The sequence below is a fragment of the Mycobacterium sp. ML4 genome, from assembly GCF_054515735.1.
Map to the genome: position 1 here is coordinate 61,309 of NZ_JBTNSY010000005.1, position 15,982 is coordinate 77,290.

Below are 15,982 nucleotides of genomic sequence, written 5' to 3' on the forward strand. Positions count from 1 at the left end.
TCTAACGTGGATGCGTGGCAGATCAAGCGGACGCCCCGAACCTCGACGACCTGCTCGACGGACTCGAGGGTCAAGCGCGCGCCGAGCGCGCCGACCTGGTGCGCTGGCTGCTCGAACAGGGCATCACTGCCGAGGAGATTCGGACGACCAACCCGCCCTTGTTGCTGGCAACCCGCCACCTCGTCGGCGATGACGGCACTTGTGTGTCGGCGCGGGAGATCAGCGAAACGTACGGCATCGACCTTGACCTGCTGCAACGGGTGCAACGTGCCATCGGGCTGGCCAGGGTGGACGACCCGGACGCGGCAGTTCACATGCGTGCCGATGGCGAAGCCGCGGCGCATGCGCAGCGGTTCGTCGATCTGGGTTTGAGCCCCGATCACGTGGTGTCCGTGGTGCGCGTGCTCGCCGAAGGCCTGTCGCATGCGGCGGAGGTGATGCGTTCCACCGCCTTGTCGGCGATCATTCGACCGGGTGTCACCGAATTGCAGATCGCGCAGGGATCGAAGGCCCTGGTGGGTCGGATCGCGCCGCTGCTCGGCCCGATGATTCAGCAGATGTTGTTCCTGCAGTTGCGGCACATGATGGAGACCGAAGCCGTCAATGCTGGTGAACGGGCCGCGGGCAAGCCGTTGCCGGGAGCCCGTCTGGTCGCGGTTGCCTTCGCCGATCTCGTCGGGTTCACCAAGCTCGGCGAGGTGGTCTCGGCCGAGGAACTGGGTCAGCTCGCCGGCCGCCTGGCGGATCTGGCCCGCGACCTGACCGCTCCACCGGTGCGCTTCATCAAGACGATCGGCGACGCGGTGATGTTCGTCTGCCCCGACCCGGCGCCACTGCTGGACACCGTTCTCAAGCTGGTCGACATGGTGGACAACGACAACGACTTTCCGCGGCTTCGGGCGGGCGTCGCGTTCGGCATGGCGGTGAGCCGGGCCGGGGACTGGTTCGGTAGTCCGGTCAACGCGGCGAGCCGGGTCACCGGGGTAGCGCGCCCGGGTACCGTGCTGGCGACGGATTCGGTCTGTGACGCCGTCGGCGACGACGCCGGGTTCAGCTTTTCTCTTGCCGGAGCCCGTCGGCTCAAAGGCATCAAGAGTGAAGCTAAGTTGTTTCGGGTGCGTAGCGACTAGCCGCGAGCAGTCGCAAAGTCGTACGGCGCGAGCCACTTTCGTGCGAGTTTACGTCTGCTCGCCGGAGGGTCGAAGGACCTGCACATGGGCAGGCCCGGCGTGACTCGTTGGGGCGTTGCTGACTCCGCCTACTGCGGGTCTGACGCGGCCGTTTTTCACCCTTCTTCCGGCGCTTGATATGCGGTCACTACCGGGCCTGCTTCGCCCCTAAAAATACAACTGCGCATGCCTGATGGCAACGGTTCGCAGCGGATTCGGAGCGGGCGCTCACCGGTAAGCGTTGTTCGCCGCTGGCGAAATATTCGCCGATACACGCGTAACGGTGTAATCATGTAATCATGAAAATTCATCATCACGGGCGCCGCCACGGGCGCCCCGGGGGCTGGCAGCAAGCCGAGCAACCCGATGCCAGCGGCGCACCCGAGTGGTTCGCCGGCCGTCTGCCTGAAGCGTGGTTCGACGGCGACCCGACAGTCATCGTCGACCGCGAAGAGATCACCGTCGTCGGCAAGTTGCCCGAAGCTGCCGAGGAAAGCTCCGAGCGGGCTGAGGGACGGGTGTCTCGCTTCCGGGAGGAAACCCGGCCGGAGCGGATGGCCATCGCCGACGAGGCGCAGGAGCGCTACGGACGCAAGGTCTCCTGGGGTGTGGAGCTCAACGGCGAACGGGCTCTTTTCACTCACATCGCAGTGCCGGTCATGACGCGACTCAAGCAGCCTGAACGGCAGGTGCTCGACACGCTGGTCGACGCCGGCGTGGCGCGGTCCCGCGCCGATGCACTGGCCTGGTCGGTCAAGCTGGTCGGCGAGCACAGTGAGGAGTGGTTGGCCAAACTGCGCGAAGCCATGTCGGCAGTCGACGATTTGCGCGCACAGGGTCCCGGCCTCTCGGGTTGACCCGGGGCGCCGGAGCCGCTACTTCTCCTTATTGACCTTCGCGATGATCTTGTCGGCGATCTGACCGCCTTGATCGGTGATCTGATACCCGCAGGCCTTCACGTCGGCAATCACGTTGTTGGCAACTTCCATCGCCCGCTGGCACTCCCAGCCGTTGGCGCCTTCCTGAGACGTCGCTACCGTGATCCTCGGCGAGGATCCTTGGACTTCGGAGAATGTCCAGCGGTAGGTCTTGCCCTTGTTAGTAACGGTGATCGTCTTGCCCGCGCAGTTCTTCCACCTGTTCAGCGAAGTCTGCAGGAAGGACCTGGCTTTGTCCGCAGTGGGGAAGGCGATGGCGGCCTGGTTGACCCAGTGGTCGTAGTCGTCGCCCGGCTCGGATGACACCAGCCCGCTGATCCCGGTGTATCCGCTGCCCGCGTAGGCCGGTTCCTGACTGCCATACACCGCACCCTGACAATCCGGCGCCGAGAGTGTGACCGGCGACGAGTCCATCGCCGTGATGGGTTCACCGGGTTGAATCGCCGATGCACCCATCACCGAGTTGATCTCCGAAGGGGTCAGCAGCAGCGAGCTGAGCCGGTCTTCGGCGATGGGCTTTTGTTTGACAACCGGGTCGGGGCGCGTAGCCACCCAGATGACCACGCCGCCGACGACGAGTACGAGAACAATGACAGCGGCGGCGATGATCGGCCACGGATTGCGCTTGCCGGATGTCGGCGGTCGATGTCCCTGGTTCCATGACGACGGGAGCGGACCGGACGCCATCGGCGTATTCGGGGGAGCGCCGGTCCAGCCGCCGCTCTGTCGGTACTGGGGATTGTTCTGGGGGCCCGAGGCGGGGATCGGACCGCTCACCGGACTCCATGCGGGATGGCCGGATGAAGCCGGCGGCCGCTGTTGCTGTTGCGGGATCGGACCGGAGGGTCCCGACTGCCCGGGGCCGCCGTACTGCGGCGTCATCGGCCGCTGCGACGGCGGCGGCGTGGTCGCGGAACCCGGACGCTGCGGCGGCGCCACCGTCGTGGCGGGCACGGTCGGCGGTGACGACGCCGTCGGAGGACCGGGCAAAGTGGCTTCCTGACTGCGACGCAGGATGTTCTCCGCGTGGTCCTGGTCAGGAGAACTGAGCGCTTCGTGGGCCGCCAGGGCCAGGTCGCCGGCGCTGGTGTAGCGGTCTTCGGGCTTTTTGGCCATGCCGCGCGCGATGACCGCGTCGAAGCTCTTGGGGATACCGGCGCGCGCGGTGCTGACCTGCGGCACCGGGTTCATCAGGTGAGCCGTGACCAGCGAACCGGCGCTGTCGGCGCGATACGGCGGCCCGCCGGTCAGGCATTCGTAGAGCACGCAGGCCAGTGAGTAGATGTCGGCGCGGTAGGTGACCTCGTCGTTGGAAAACCGTTCGGGGGCCATGTATTTCCAGGTGCCCACGGCGGTGCCCAGCTGGGTGAGCTTTTCGTCGGTGGTGGCGCTGGCGATGCCGAAGTCGACGAGGTAGGCGAAGTCATCGCGGGTGACCAGGATGTTGGGGGGTTTGACGTCGCGGTGCATGACGCCGGCGGCGTGGGCGGCGTCGAGGGCCGAGGCGATCTGGGTGATGATGGCCACCGCGCGCGGTGGGGTCAGCGGGCCGTAGCGTTTGAGGACGGCGTCCAGGTCGGTGCCCTCGATGAGACGCATTTCGAGGTACATCTGCCCGTCGATCTCGCCGTAGTCGTGGATCGGCACGACATGGGGTTCTTGCAGCCGGCCGGCGATGCGGGCCTCGCGCTTCATGCGCTCGCGGAAGACCGGGTCCTTGCTGAACTCCGCGGTCATGACCTTGACGGCGACCGTCCACTCTTTGACGGTGTGCTCGGCCTCGTAGACCTCGCCCATCCCCCCGCGGCCGAGCAACCGCTTGAGTTCGTAGGGCCCGAACATCGACCCCACCCGCGAGGCCTGCGTGTCGCTCATCGCTGATCCTCCCAACCAACCAATGTCGCCGACACTATCAACAACCTCCGGGCGGACGCGCCCAACGCAATCGCAGGTTGGGGCCACCGTCAGCGTATTGGCTACCTTGCGTTCACGTGGCTTATGTGCACTCGTGGCAAACCGGCGGCACGGACACCGATGCCGGGCTACGACGCGTGGACACCGCGTAGATTGAGGCGCCATTGGTTCTTGCCGACGGTCAGCGTGCTCCATCCCACGCCTCCGGTACGCGAACCAAACCCTGCAGCGGACGGGAACGCTATGGGATGGGCGAGATTGTGTTGGTCAAGAGTGGTTTGCCCACCACTTGTACAGCTGGTCGAGGGTGGGCACCTGCTGTTGCCCACCGACCAGCGCGTAGACCAGGGTCTGTTCGTTGCTCCACATCACCTGGGGGGAATCGCCCTTATACACGCCGCAGGCCATTTGCCCCAGGATGGTTTTCGGGTCCTGGGTGTGCCACCAGTTGCCGGGAGAGGCTTTTCCGCCGGGGCACTGTTGGATGGTGAAGGTCGTGGTGAACTGGCCGAAGGCTTTCTTCAGCGATGCCACGTCCGGATACAGCCCGTAGGCCGATACCCGGGGGCCGTCGGCGTCGGTGTTCTGCCCACATGACACCGACACCAACGCACCCGGCATCGTTTTGCTGTCCGTCGTGCAGGACCCGGCGGGGTAGCCCGTAGGCAGCAAACTCATCAGCCGGGCTTGCGCCTGCGGCGGAAGGCTTGACGACGGCGCGGAAGTCGATGTGGTCGGCCGGCTGGTCGCAGTGGTCGTAGATCGAGTTGTGGTGGTTCGTTGCCCGTGAACACCGTCGTCGTTCCTGTTGGCTGCCCAGATGCCCAGGCCGGTGAGCATCCCGACCAGGATGACGGCGGCGATACCCGCGACGATCGCCCACGGGTTGCGGGTGCGCCTCGGGGGAGCCGGGTTTGCGTTGTGCCATGGTCCGGCGAACGGCCGCGGCGTGTGCTGCATGGGCGCCGGACCAGCCGGCGGGGGTGGCGGTACCGGACGTGCCGGGGCCGCTGCGGGTACGCCGGGTTGGCGGCCGCCCGGAACGGGTGGGAAGGGACGCGGCGGCTCAGGCGTGCGGCGAATCGGTCCGGGTGGCGAGAAACGTTGCGTGGGCTGCTGTTTCAACAACCAGTCCGGTATCGCGGACTCCTGGCTGCGGCGCACGATCGCGGCGGCCTGGTCCCGGTCTGGCTCGCTGAGCGCTTTGTGCGCGGCCCGGGCGAGGTCGCCGGCGCTGGGGTAGCGGTCCGTAGGCTTCTTGGCCATGCCGCGGGCGACGACGGCGTCCAGTGACCGCGGAATGCCCTGTCGTGCGGCGCTGGGCCGCGGGATGGGATTGATCATGTGGGCACTGATCAGCACGCCGGCGTTGTCGGACCGGTAGGGCGCATTACCCGTCAAGCATTCGAACAACACGCATGCCAGCGCGTAGATGTCGGCCCGATGCGTTATCTCGTCGCTGGAAAAACGTTCGGGCGCCATGTATTTCCAAGTGCCTACCGCGGTGCCCAGTTGGGTGATCTTCTCGTCGGTCTTGGCGCTGGCGATGCCGAAGTCGACCAGGTAGGCGAAGTCGTCGCGCGTCACCAGGATGTTGGGCGGCTTGACGTCGCGGTGCATCACGCCGACAGCGTGGGCGGCGTCCAGGGCGGAGGCGATCTGAGTGATGATGGCCACCGCGCGCGGAGCCGGCAGCGGGCCGTATCGGGTGAGCAGGTCGTCGAGGTCGGTGCCCTCGATGAGGCGCATCTCCAGGAACATCTGCCCGTCGATCTCGCCGTAGTCGTGTATCGGCACGACGTGCGGTTCCTGCAAGCGGCCGGCGATGCGGGCCTCGCGCTTCATCCGCTCGCGGAACACCGGGTCGCTGCTGACGGTTTCGGACATCAGCTTGACGGCGACGGTCCAGCCCTTGACCGAATGCTCGGCCTCGTAGACCTCGCCCATTCCCCCGCGGCCCAGCAGCCTCGTGAGGTGGTAGGGCCCGAACTCAGACCCCACCCGCGAGCCCGGCGTTTCGCTCACCGCTGCACCTCACCGCCTCCCCGCCACGGCCAGTGACGCGACGAGATCAGCCGTCGCGATCCAATATCGTTGTGCGGCTTGAGCACCGGTCGGGCGACCCACCCTGCTGTCGGCCGGTCGACGTCGCTCAGCCGTACTTGGCCCACCAGTTGTGCAGGTCTTCGATGGTCGCCGGATCTCCGAAAACGTCACTGAGCATCAACTTGCCCTCATTGCTCCAGATCACGTTCGGGTGGTTCTTGTAGGTGCCGCACGCGATCATCCCGGCGGTGACGGTCGGGTCGCGGTCGTAGTGCCAGCCGTCAGGCGACGGACCCTCTCCGGGGCAGTTCGCGAGCTGGACCGCGGCGATGTCGTCGTTGAAGGCCTGCTTGAGTGCATTGAGGTTGGGGAACAGCCCGTAGATCGCCCGGCTGGGCCCGCCCTGGTTGATGTTCTGCCCGCAGTCGACCATCGCGATCGTGCCGGTCCATACGCTGTTGGGCTTCGGTGTCGTCGGTGTGCACGTTCCCGTGGGATAGCCGGAGGGCAGCATGGAAAGCAGCTTGCTCTGGGGGTCGCCGCCCGGTGTGGTGGTCGCCGGCGAACTCTTGGTCGGGGTCGGCTTGCCGGAGCTGGTAGTGGCCGAGGTGGTCGTATCGGCCGTCGTGGTGCTGTCCTCCTTGCGCGTGGCCAACCAGATGCCGACTCCGGCGAGGATGAGCACCACCACCAGGGCGGCGGCGCCGGCCACGATGGGCCAGGGACTGCGTTTTCCGCCCGAGGGCGGACCGCCCTGGTTCCAGGTCGGCGGGCCACCCGGCTGTTGCGGGCCGGACGGGGCACCGCCCCAGCCGCCACTCTGCCCGAAGTACTGGGGCGCCTGGGCGGGGATCGGGCCACTCGACGGGATGGGTCCGCTGCCCGCAGACCAGGCGGGGGCTCCCGCCGGTGTCTGCCGTTGCAGCGGTCCGGAACCGGCCTGGTCGCCATACGCAGGCGGCGGCGTGTATTGCGGCGGTGGCGGTGTGATCGGGGGCTGACCTCCGGTGGGCACCGACGGTGCCACCGCGGTGCCCGGCAGCGTCGACTCACGGCTGCGGCGCAGGATGTCCTCGGCGTGGTCCTGGTCGGGGTCGCTCAGCGCATCGTGCGCGGCGCGGGCGAAGTCGCCGGCGCTGGCATAGCGGTCTTCGGGCTTTTTGGCCATGCCGCGCGCGATGACCGCGTCGAAACCCTTGGGGATGCCCGCACGGGCGGCGCTGACCTGGGGCACCGGGTCCATCAGGTGCGCGGTCACCAGCGTGGTCGCGCTGTCGGCGCGATAGGGCGGGCTGCCGGTGAGGCATTCGTAGAGCACGCACGCGAGGGCGTAGATGTCGGCGCGGTAGGTGACCTCGTCGTTGGAAAACCGTTCGGGGGCCATGTATTTCCAGGTCCCCACGGCGGTGCCCAGCTGGGTGAGCTTTTCGTCGGTGGTGGCGCTGGCGATGCCGAAGTCGACGAGGTAGGCGAAGTCATCGCGGGTGACCAGGATGTTGGGGGGTTTGACGTCGCGGTGCATGACGCCGGCGGCGTGGGCGGCGTCGAGGGCCGAGGCGATCTGGGTGATGATGGCCACCGCGCGCGGTGGGGTCAGCGGGCCGTAGCGTTTGAGGACGCTGTCGAGGTCGGTGCCCTCGATCATGCGCATTTCGAGGTACATCTGCCCGTCGATCTCGCCGTAGTCGTGGATCGGCACGACGTGGGGTTCTTGCAGCCGGCCGGCGATGCGGGCCTCGCGCTTCATGCGCTCGCGGAAGACCGGGTCCTTGCTGAACTCGGCGGTCATCAGCTTGACGGCGACCGTCCACTCTTTGACGGTGTGCTCGGCCTCGTAGACCTCGCCCATCCCTCCGCGGCCCAGCAACCGCTTCAGGTGGTAGGGCCCGAACATCGAGCCCACCCGCGAGTCTGTTGCCTCGCTCATCGCTGATCCTCCTCAACCAAGCCGAATCCCGCCGACACTATCAACAGCCTCCGGGCGGTGCATCGAGCGCAACCACCGGCTTCAGCAACCATGACGGTAATCGCGACCGTGGGCGCTTGCCAATAAGACTGCCGACACCTGCACTGGAAATGCCGCACCTTTTTCCGTGCCGCCGGGGCCGGCGTTCGGCGCAGCCAGGTAAGGATCGCGAAAAGTATTGTCGCAAATGGCAACCCCGCCGTGGTGGCGGCCCAGGTCGGCGGCGCGCCGCCCCATGACCGTGCGGCTTCCGCGGCTGATGCGCCGCCATCACGAAATTCCTTGTGCTCGTTGAGCATTGATGCAACCGGTGTCAGGTCTGGGTATGCGCGGCGATCTGGAACGTGAATTCGTGGTCGCAGATCCGGATGTGGTCCCCGTCGTGGATGGTGGCGGCTGTGCGGATCCGCTGGTGCCGCACATGCACACCATTCGAGGACCGAAGGTCATTGATGATGTAGTTGGTCCCGGTGTCGACGATGACTGCGTGGTGCCGGCTCACATTCGCGCTGTCCAGGACGATGTCGTTGTCACTGAGCCGGCCTATCCGGGTCGACGCCGACCGCAGCGGATAGTCGCGTCCGGTGTTCACGTCGTGCAGGTAGGCCGTCACCTTCTGCGCGGCAGCCATGGTGCGCTTGTCCAGCACCGTCACGGTGCCGACGGCGGTCACCTTCGCGTTCTGCTTCACGTCCAGGGTCTCCTGGCGCAGGATCCGCTCGTTGAGCGCCCGCAGTGTCGGACCGGGATCGATGCCGAGGTCGTCGGCCAGTGTCGTCTTCACTCGACGGTAGGCATTCAGGGCATCGGATTGGCGGTCGGTGAGGTAGTACGCGGTGATCAACTGAGCCCAGAGCGGCTCCCGATAGGGGTGCTCGACGGTCAGGGCCTCGAGTTCGGTGATCACGCCCGCCGCCCGTCCGCACGCGATCTCTGCCTCGGCTTTGGCGCTGTGCGCGATGATCTTGTCCTCCACCAGTGCGGTGGCGAACGAGTTGACGAACTGAAAGTCCCTGAGGTCATCGAGTACCGGTCCGCGCCACTCGCTGAGCGCCGCCGACAGATGGCGGCTGGCCTCGTCGAAGCGGCCCGCCGCGGCCGCGTGCACGCCCGCCGTCTTCTCGGCGATGAAGCGGCCGAGGTCACAGGTGTTTTCGGGGATGGTGAGCCGATAGCCCGGTGGCGCCGCGGCCAGCACCAGGCGAGGGTCGACCCCCGCGGCGCCGACCAGCTTGCGCAGGTTGGACACGTAGGAGTGAATGCTGGCGCGGGCCCCGGATGGCGGCCATTCGTCCCACAGCGCGGTGATCAGCGTGTCGACGCCGACCGGCCTGTTGCGGTTGATGACCAGCATGGCCAGCACGGCCCGCTGCTTGGGGGTGCCCAGCGGCACCAGGGTGTGGTCAATGTTCATCTCCAGCGGTCCGAGCACACCGAACTCGAGGTGTTTGTCCACCATCGCGTTACCAGCCATTCCGGGTCCTCCTCGGCCGTCGATGCCTTCCGAGCAGCGAGGCGCCAGTACGGCGACCTTCCTCATTATTGTGTCTTGATCGTTGTCGGTCTTGTCATTGTGGGTCGTACGGCCTGTCGTGTTGAAGCATTGTCATGCGAAGTTCGCCGGATCCCAGGCCGATAGGAGCCGGCACGTCGCCCGCCGCCGGACCCGATCGCTGCACCGAAATGCCGTTCAGGCCACGACGTTCATCTTCTCCTGACACGAATTGTCTTACCTTTCAACGTCACTTGATCCCGGTCACGACCACGAAGGCTGCTCGCCGACGCCCTGGTGGACAACTCCAGCGGGATCTGCTCGTCGCGGCCGTTCGCCGCTGTCGACACCGGTGACCACCACCGCGCGATCGGATACCGGATTGCCGTCGTCGTCCTTGTTCTCAATGGGTTCCCCCCAGGACATTTCGGATTGACGCTGACGATGACGGCGTGGCCACCGCCGAGGTACTGCTCCACGGCTTCCATGCCGGTGGCGACGCCGTTCTTGGCGGCCGGGTCCTGACGGGATGTGGATCGGGCCCGGGTGCCTGGTGCTGCGTCGAATTGTCCCGCCGTTCAGCACGACTGAAGCGGCGGGCCGCCAACCCTGTGGGCTGGCTGCCCGCCGGTCCGTCAATCATTTGTGCGTTTCCTGGGTGACGGTCATGAAGTTGTGGCTGGTGGCCCAGGCCTTGACGAAGACCGCCATCGGAATCTGTTCGTCGCGACCGTCCTTGTTGCCGCTGTCGTTGAGGTGCACGATGCCGTTGGCGGTGTCGACGCCGGTCACCACCACGGCGTGGTCGGCGCGCGGCTGGCCGTCGTTGCCGCGGCTCTCGATCGGCTGGTTCCAGATCATTTCGGCGTTGAGTCCGACGATGATCGCACGCCCGCCGCCGAGGTACTGCTCGAGGGCTTCCATACCCGTGGCGACGCCGGTCTTGCTCGCGATGTCCGCATCGGTGTTGGTGGCGTGAATCCCGTAGTGCGCCAACAGGGCCGGCAGGTCATCGGGGTCGGTGCCCATCCCCGAATTGGGGTCGTTCTTGTCGGCGGGCTTGACATAGATCGAGCCCGGGTGGGAGGTGCTGGGAGTGGACTGGGCGACCTTGATGATGGAGTGTTCGGAGGGGAGTTTGCCGGTGATCTGTCCGACCACGTCGGCGCTGGACATGATGGCGCAGTCGTCGTAGTTCTGGTGACGCCAGTATTTGGCGGCGGCCGTCGGGTCGCCGTACATGGTGGTGGTGCCTGCTTCGGCAGGGCTGGCGAGTCCGAGTGCAAGCGCCCCGGCAATGGTGGCGCACAGGGCGGTCTTGGCGATCGAGGAGATCGTGAGGTGCTTCATCGTGGTGTCCTTTTCTCGGAAAGTCCTCGCTCCGCTGTCGCGGATGGCGTGTTGAGAAAAGGCTCAGACGTTGGCCTTTTTGTTATCTCTACGAATTCTTGGAGTGATCTGAGGTGTCTGCGGGGATCGGGCGGCTCAGGTGCGGGTCATCTCGTAGTAGGCGCCGCGCCGGGCCAGTAGCTCGGCGTGGCTGCCTTGTTCAACGATCCTGCCCGCATCGACGACGACGATCCGATCGGCGTCGCGGATCGTGGAAAGACGGTGAGCGATAATGAAACTCGTCCGGTCGCGGCGGAGTTCGCGGGTTGCCCGCGCGATGAGCAGCTCGGTGCGGGTGTCCACGGAGCTGGTGGCCTCATCCAAAATCAGCAGCTGTGGACGGGCAAGGAACGCCCGGGCGATCGTGATCAGTTGCTTTTCGCCGACGCTGACATTTCCGCCGCCCCCGCTGATCGGGGTCTGGTAGCCGGCAGGCAGCGTGTGGACGAAACGGTCGACGTAGGCCGCCTTGGCCGCCGCAACGATCTCGGCCGAGGTGGCGTCGGGCCGCCCGTAGGCGATGTTGTCCGCGATCGTGCCGTCGAACAACCACGTGTCCTGTAACACCATGCCGATCCGTGAACGCAGAGCGTGCCGATTCAGCGTTGCGATGTCCACGCCGTCGATCAGTATCGAGCCCGAGTCGACGTCATAAAACCGCATCAACAGGTTCACCAATGTGGTCTTGCCGGCACCGGTCGGGCCGACGATCGCCACCGTGCTGCCTGGATCGGCCACCAGCGACAGATCGTGAATCACCGGGTGGCCTGGCTGGTAGGCGAAGTTCACGTGGTCGAATTCCACCCGTCCGGGACCTGCAGCCTCCGGAATTTCGTCTGTGCGATCCGGGCTTTCCTCCGGCTCGTCCAGCAGCTCGAATACACGCTCGGCGCTGGCCACTCCGGACTGCAGCGTGTTGTACATCCCGGCAACCTGGCTGATCGGCGTATTGAACTGCCGCACATACTGAATGAAGGCCTGGATGCTGCCGAGGGTGATCTGCCCCGCGGCGATCTGCAGACCGCCGACCACGGCGACGGCCACGTAGCCCAGGTTGCCGATGAATCCCGTTGCCGGAGCTACCAGTCCGGAGAAGAACTGGGCGCCGAAACTGGCCTGATACACGTCGTCGTTGAGCTGGTGGAACTGCGCGCGCGCGGCGGCCTGGTGGCCGAAAGTCTTGACCACCGTGAACCCGCTGTAGGTCTCTTCGATGTGGGCGTTGAGGCGGCCGGTGCTGGTCCAGTGCGCCATGAACAGCCGCTTCGATCGGCGGGTGATCGTGCGTGTCGCCCACAGCGACAGGGGAACCGTGAGCACGGTAATCGATGCCAGCAGTGGCGAGATCCACAGCATCATGGTCAGCACACCGAACACCGTGAGTATCGCCGTCACCAGCTGACTGATGGTCATCGACAGCGACGTCTGCATGTTGTCGATGTCGTTGGTGACCCTGCTGAGCAGTTCACCGCGTTGTTGGCGATCGAAGTAGGACAACGGCAGGCGGTGCAGTTTGTCCTCCACGTCAGCACGCAACCTGGTGATGGTCCGCTGCACGGTGATGTTGAGCAGTCGCGCCTGTCCCCACAGCATGGCGGCGGCACACAGATACAGGATCAGGGCCAGCACCAGGGTGCGTGCCACCGCGCCGAAGTCCACGCCCTGGCCAGGTACCACGTTCATCCCGGACAACAGGTCGGCGAAGGCCCTGTCCCCGCGTGCGCGTGCCGCGGCCACGGCCTGAGCCTTGGTGATGCCGGACGTCAGCCGGCGGCCGACGACGCCGTTGAACAGCAGATCGGTTGCGTGCCCGAGGATCCGGGGAACGGCCACCCCGATCGCGGTGCCGACGATGCCCAGAACGACGACGGCACCGCTCAACCGGCGGTGCGGGGTCAGTCGTCCCAGCAGTCGGCGCGCCGATCCCCAGAAATCGCGTGAACGCATGTTGGGCGGTGCCGGGGCCGCGCCGCGGGGCCGGGCGCTCATCGGCGCCGTCACTGTGTGCCCCCGACTCCGGCGCTCATCGACTGCGAGGCGGTGAACTCCGCATACGTGGGGCAGTCGGTCAGCAAGGACTCATGGCTTCCGCTGCCGACGATCCTGCCCTTGTCGACCACGATCACCTCGTCGGCTTGGGCGGCGGTCGAAATCCGTTGCGTGACGATGATTATCGTTGCCGCAGCGGCCTCTTGGCGCAGCGCGTTGCGGACTCGCGCCTCGGTGTGGACGTCGAGCGCGGAGAACGCGTCGTCGAACAGGTAGATCGCGGGGCGGCGGATAACGGCCCTGGCGATCGCCAGCCGTTGACGCTGGCCGCCGGAGAAGTTGATCCCGCCCTGGGCGACGCGCATCTGCAGTCCGTGCGGACGCACGAATTCCGCTGCCGCAGCGACATTCAGCGCGTTCCACATCTGTTCCTCGGTGACCGACTGCCCCGGGGCAGCGCCGTAAGACAGGTTTTGGGCCACGGTGCCGGTGAACAGGTACCCACGCTGGGGCACCAATCCGATCGCGGACCAGAGTCGCTCAGTGTCGTAGTCGCGCACGTCGACACCGTCGATCACCACGCTGCCGGCCGTGACGTCGTAGAGACGGCAGATCAGCGACACCAGCGTGGACTTGCCCGACCCGGTGCTGCCGACGATCGCGGTGCTGGTGCCCGGCCGCGCGGTGAATGAAATATCCTGCAGCACAGGATAATCCGCCCCCGGGTAGGTGAAGGTCAGGCCGTTGAGCCGCACCAGGCCGGTGATCGGGTGTGCAGGGAACACGGGCTGCGGGGGGTTTTTGATGGCCGGGGAAGTCGACAGTACCTCGGTGATGCGTTCGGCGCAGACCGATGCCCGCGGTAACACGACCAACGTCATCGTCGCCATCAACACCGCCATCAGGATCTGGGCGAAATACGCCAGGAAGGCGATCAGCGATCCCACCTGCATCTTGCCGGCATCGATTCGCAGGCCGCCGAACCAGATCAGCGCGACACCGGATAGGTTGATGGTGAGGGTGGTCACCGGCAGCATGAGCGCCTGCCAGTTACCGGCACCGAGTGCGGCGTTGGACAAAGCCATGTTGGCCCGGTCGAACCTGTCGCGCTCGAAGCGTTCGCGGGTGAACGCCCGGACCACCCGCACCCCGGAAAGCTGGTCGCGTAGCACCCTGTTGATTCCGTCGATCAGGCGCTGCATGCTGCGGAACAGCGGCAGCATGTGCGAGATGATCCAGTAATTCGCCGCTCCCATGACCGGGACGCTCACCAACAGAAGCCAGGTCAGCGCCGCCTCCTGATGGATGGCCATGATGATGCCGCCGACACACATGATCGGCGCGGTGACCAGCACGGTGGCGCTCGTTTGTACGAGGAACACGATCTGCCGGACGTCGTTGGTGCTGCGGGTCAATAAGGTCGGTGCACCGAATCGGGCCGTCTCGTGTTCGGAAAAGCGCAGGACATGGTCGAACATCGCTGCCCGTAGGTCGCGGCCGAAACCGGTTCCGGTGCGTGAGCCGAAGTATGTGCCACCGATCGCGCACAGCACCTGCAGGCCGGTGACAACCAGCATCACCACTCCGAGTCGCACGATGGTGGCCGAGTCTCCCTTGGAGACACCGTCGTCGATGATCGCGGCGTTGACCGTGGGGAGGTACAGCGAGGCCAGGGTGCTCACGGACTGCAGCACCATCAGCACCGCCACCAGTGCGCGATACGGCGCGATGTACTGGCGCAGCAGTGCCAGGAGCATGGGGTAACTGTGTCACACCCGGTCGGTGCTGGTGCTGCGCACCATTGGCGCGCCCCATGCCTGCGTGTCGCACCGAAGTGCCTGCTCAGGTGGCGTGTCGGTGGTTGACCCTCAAGGCTGCGGCTACAGTGCATCGTGTGAAGCGGCAACAGCCCAAGAAGTGGGTGGGTAGTTGGGTAGGTAGTCGTGCGGCGTAACCGGGCGACGCAGGTAGCGGCTTTCGGAGCCGCGGCCACTCTGATCTTCGGGGTCGCAGGCTGCTCCGGTTCGGGTGACAAGCCGGGCGGGCCGGTTCCGTCGAGTTCGGGAAGCGCGGAGGGCAAGCATGGACCCTTCTTCCCGCAGTGCGGCGGCGTCGCCGACGAAACAGTGACGCAACTGACCAGGATCTCCGGACTGGTCAATACCGCCAAGAATTCGGTGGGCTGTCAGTGGCTGGCCGGCGGCGGCATCTCGGGACCACACTTCTCCTTCTCCTGGTACCGCGGCAGCCCGATCGGCCGCGAACGCAAGACCGAAGAGCTGTCGCGCGCCAGCGTCGAGGACATCAATATCAACGGTCACGGCGGTTTCATCGCCATCGGCAACGAGCCCAGCCTTGGCGACTCGCTGTGCGAGGTCGGAATCCAGTTCTCCGACGACTTCATCGAATGGTCGGTGAGCTTCAGTCAGAAGCCTTTCCCGCCGGCTTGCGACATCGCCAAGGAACTTGCCCGGCAATCGATAGCGAACTCGAAATGAGCCGGCGGGTGCGGGCCGCACTGAAAGTGACAGCGGCGCTGATCGCTGTGCTGATGGTGTTGACCGGGTGTTCCAGGTCGGTCGATGGCAAGGCGATGAAGGCGGGTGGCGCCGGTGTGCCGCGTAATGACAACTCCGAGCGGCAGTATCCCAATCTCCTCAAGGAGTGCGAGGTCCTGACGACCGACATTCTGGCCAAGACGGTCGGTGCCGATCCGCAGGACATTCAAAGCACGTTCGTCGGTGCCATCTGCCGATGGCAGGCGGCGAACCCGGCCGGCCTGATCGACATCACCCGCTTCTGGTTCGAGCAGGGCAGCCTGAGCAATGAGCGCAAAGTGGCCGAGGGTCTGAAGTATCAGATCGAGTCCCGCTCGATCCAGGGCATCGACTCAATCGTGATGCGTCCCAATGATCCCAACGGTGCCTGCGGTGTCGCCAGCGACGCCGCCGGAGTGGTGGGCTGGTGGATCAACCCGCAGGCGCCCGGTATCGACGCGTGTGGGCAGGCCATCAAGTTAATGGAGTTGACGCTGGCCACCAACGCCTGAGCCAAACCGGTTCAGCGGCAACGACTCTTA

Annotated in this window: 11 protein-coding genes and 1 pseudogene; 4 read left to right on the forward strand and 8 right to left on the reverse strand. The window is 65.9% G+C overall.

Translation table 11 applies throughout. The features are described from left to right. Positions 1-14 precede the first annotated feature (14 nt). Entirely contained in the window at positions 15-1,130 is a 1,116-nt protein-coding gene (locus tag ACX9NE_RS06695; protein ID WP_459360914.1) for an adenylate cyclase regulatory domain-containing protein, read from the forward strand. Positions 1,131-1,468: 338 nt separating this feature from the next. Continuing rightward, complete coding sequence (locus ACX9NE_RS06700) at positions 1,469-2,026, forward strand: hypothetical protein (RefSeq protein WP_459360915.1); 558 nt, start codon at positions 1,469-1,471, stop codon at positions 2,024-2,026. 18 nt (positions 2,027-2,044) lie between these two features. Here ACX9NE_RS06700 and ACX9NE_RS06705 read toward each other — a convergent pair whose 3' ends face one another. The 8 genes and pseudogenes from ACX9NE_RS06705 to ACX9NE_RS06740 all read right to left on the reverse strand — a co-directional run bounded on the left by ACX9NE_RS06705 (position 2,045) and on the right by ACX9NE_RS06740 (position 14,660). Next, on the reverse strand, positions 2,045-3,982 hold the full coding sequence (locus tag ACX9NE_RS06705; protein ID WP_459360916.1) for a serine/threonine-protein kinase PknH/PknJ: 1,938 nt from the start codon (positions 3,980-3,982) through the stop codon (positions 2,045-2,047). Between the two features lie 306 nt (positions 3,983-4,288). After that, positions 4,289-6,046, reverse strand: coding sequence for a serine/threonine-protein kinase (locus ACX9NE_RS06710; protein WP_459360917.1), 1,758 nt, complete (start codon positions 6,044-6,046; stop codon positions 4,289-4,291). Positions 6,047-6,173: 127 nt separating this feature from the next. Further along, a complete protein-coding gene (locus ACX9NE_RS06715; protein WP_459360918.1) occupies positions 6,174-7,994 on the reverse strand; it encodes a serine/threonine-protein kinase in 1,821 nt (606 codons plus the stop codon). 352 nt (positions 7,995-8,346) lie between these two features. Next, positions 8,347-9,507: an ATPase/transcriptional regulator EmbR gene (gene embR, locus ACX9NE_RS06720; RefSeq protein WP_459360919.1), complete on the reverse strand. Its 1,161-nt coding sequence runs from the start codon at positions 9,505-9,507 to the stop codon at positions 8,347-8,349. A gap of 230 nt (positions 9,508-9,737) precedes the next feature. Beyond that, positions 9,738-10,049: pseudogene (locus tag ACX9NE_RS06725) on the reverse strand (hypothetical protein); the annotation flags it as partial. Positions 10,050-10,164: 115 nt separating this feature from the next. Further along, entirely contained in the window at positions 10,165-10,875 is a 711-nt protein-coding gene (locus ACX9NE_RS06730) for a C39 family peptidase (protein WP_459360920.1), read from the reverse strand. 135 nt (positions 10,876-11,010) lie between these two features. Continuing rightward, complete coding sequence (locus ACX9NE_RS06735) at positions 11,011-12,915, reverse strand: ABC transporter ATP-binding protein (RefSeq protein WP_459360921.1); 1,905 nt, start codon at positions 12,913-12,915, stop codon at positions 11,011-11,013. Beyond that, positions 12,912-14,660, reverse strand: a complete 1,749-nt coding sequence (locus tag ACX9NE_RS06740) for an ABC transporter ATP-binding protein (RefSeq protein ID WP_459360922.1) — start codon at positions 14,658-14,660, stop codon at positions 12,912-12,914. The genes ACX9NE_RS06735 and ACX9NE_RS06740 overlap by 4 nt, the downstream gene beginning before the upstream one ends. 186 nt (positions 14,661-14,846) lie before the next feature. Between ACX9NE_RS06740 and ACX9NE_RS06745 the strand changes: the two genes are divergently transcribed. Together ACX9NE_RS06745 and ACX9NE_RS06750 are read left to right on the forward strand one after the other, a co-directional pair. Beyond that, the gene (locus tag ACX9NE_RS06745; protein WP_459360923.1) at positions 14,847-15,401 is read left to right on the forward strand and encodes a DUF3558 domain-containing protein; all 555 of its coding nucleotides are present in this window, start codon (positions 14,847-14,849) and stop codon (positions 15,399-15,401) included. After that, positions 15,398-15,952, forward strand: coding sequence for a DUF3558 domain-containing protein (locus ACX9NE_RS06750; RefSeq protein WP_459360924.1), 555 nt, complete (start codon positions 15,398-15,400; stop codon positions 15,950-15,952). Before ACX9NE_RS06745 ends, ACX9NE_RS06750 begins: the two co-directional genes overlap by 4 nt. Positions 15,953-15,982: the final 30 nt, after the last annotated feature.

What these genes read in the sequence shown, in the direction of transcription:
- ACX9NE_RS06705 (WP_459360916.1), bottom strand. Translation starts at nt 3,982, where the DNA reads ATGAGCGACACGCAGGCCTCGCGGGTGGGGTCGATGTTCGGGCCCTAC.
- ACX9NE_RS06700 (WP_459360915.1), top strand. Translation starts at nt 1,469, where the DNA reads ATGAAAATTCATCATCACGGGCGCCGCCACGGGCGCCCCGGGGGCTGG.
- ACX9NE_RS06715 (WP_459360918.1), bottom strand. Translation starts at nt 7,994, where the DNA reads ATGAGCGAGGCAACAGACTCGCGGGTGGGCTCGATGTTCGGGCCCTAC.
- embR (WP_459360919.1), bottom strand. Translation starts at nt 9,507, where the DNA reads ATGGCTGGTAACGCGATGGTGGACAAACACCTCGAGTTCGGTGTGCTC.
- ACX9NE_RS06730 (WP_459360920.1), bottom strand. Translation starts at nt 10,875, where the DNA reads ATGAAGCACCTCACGATCTCCTCGATCGCCAAGACCGCCCTGTGCGCC.
- ACX9NE_RS06740 (WP_459360922.1), bottom strand. Translation starts at nt 14,660, where the DNA reads ATGCTCCTGGCACTGCTGCGCCAGTACATCGCGCCGTATCGCGCACTG.
- ACX9NE_RS06750 (WP_459360924.1), top strand. Translation starts at nt 15,398, where the DNA reads ATGAGCCGGCGGGTGCGGGCCGCACTGAAAGTGACAGCGGCGCTGATC.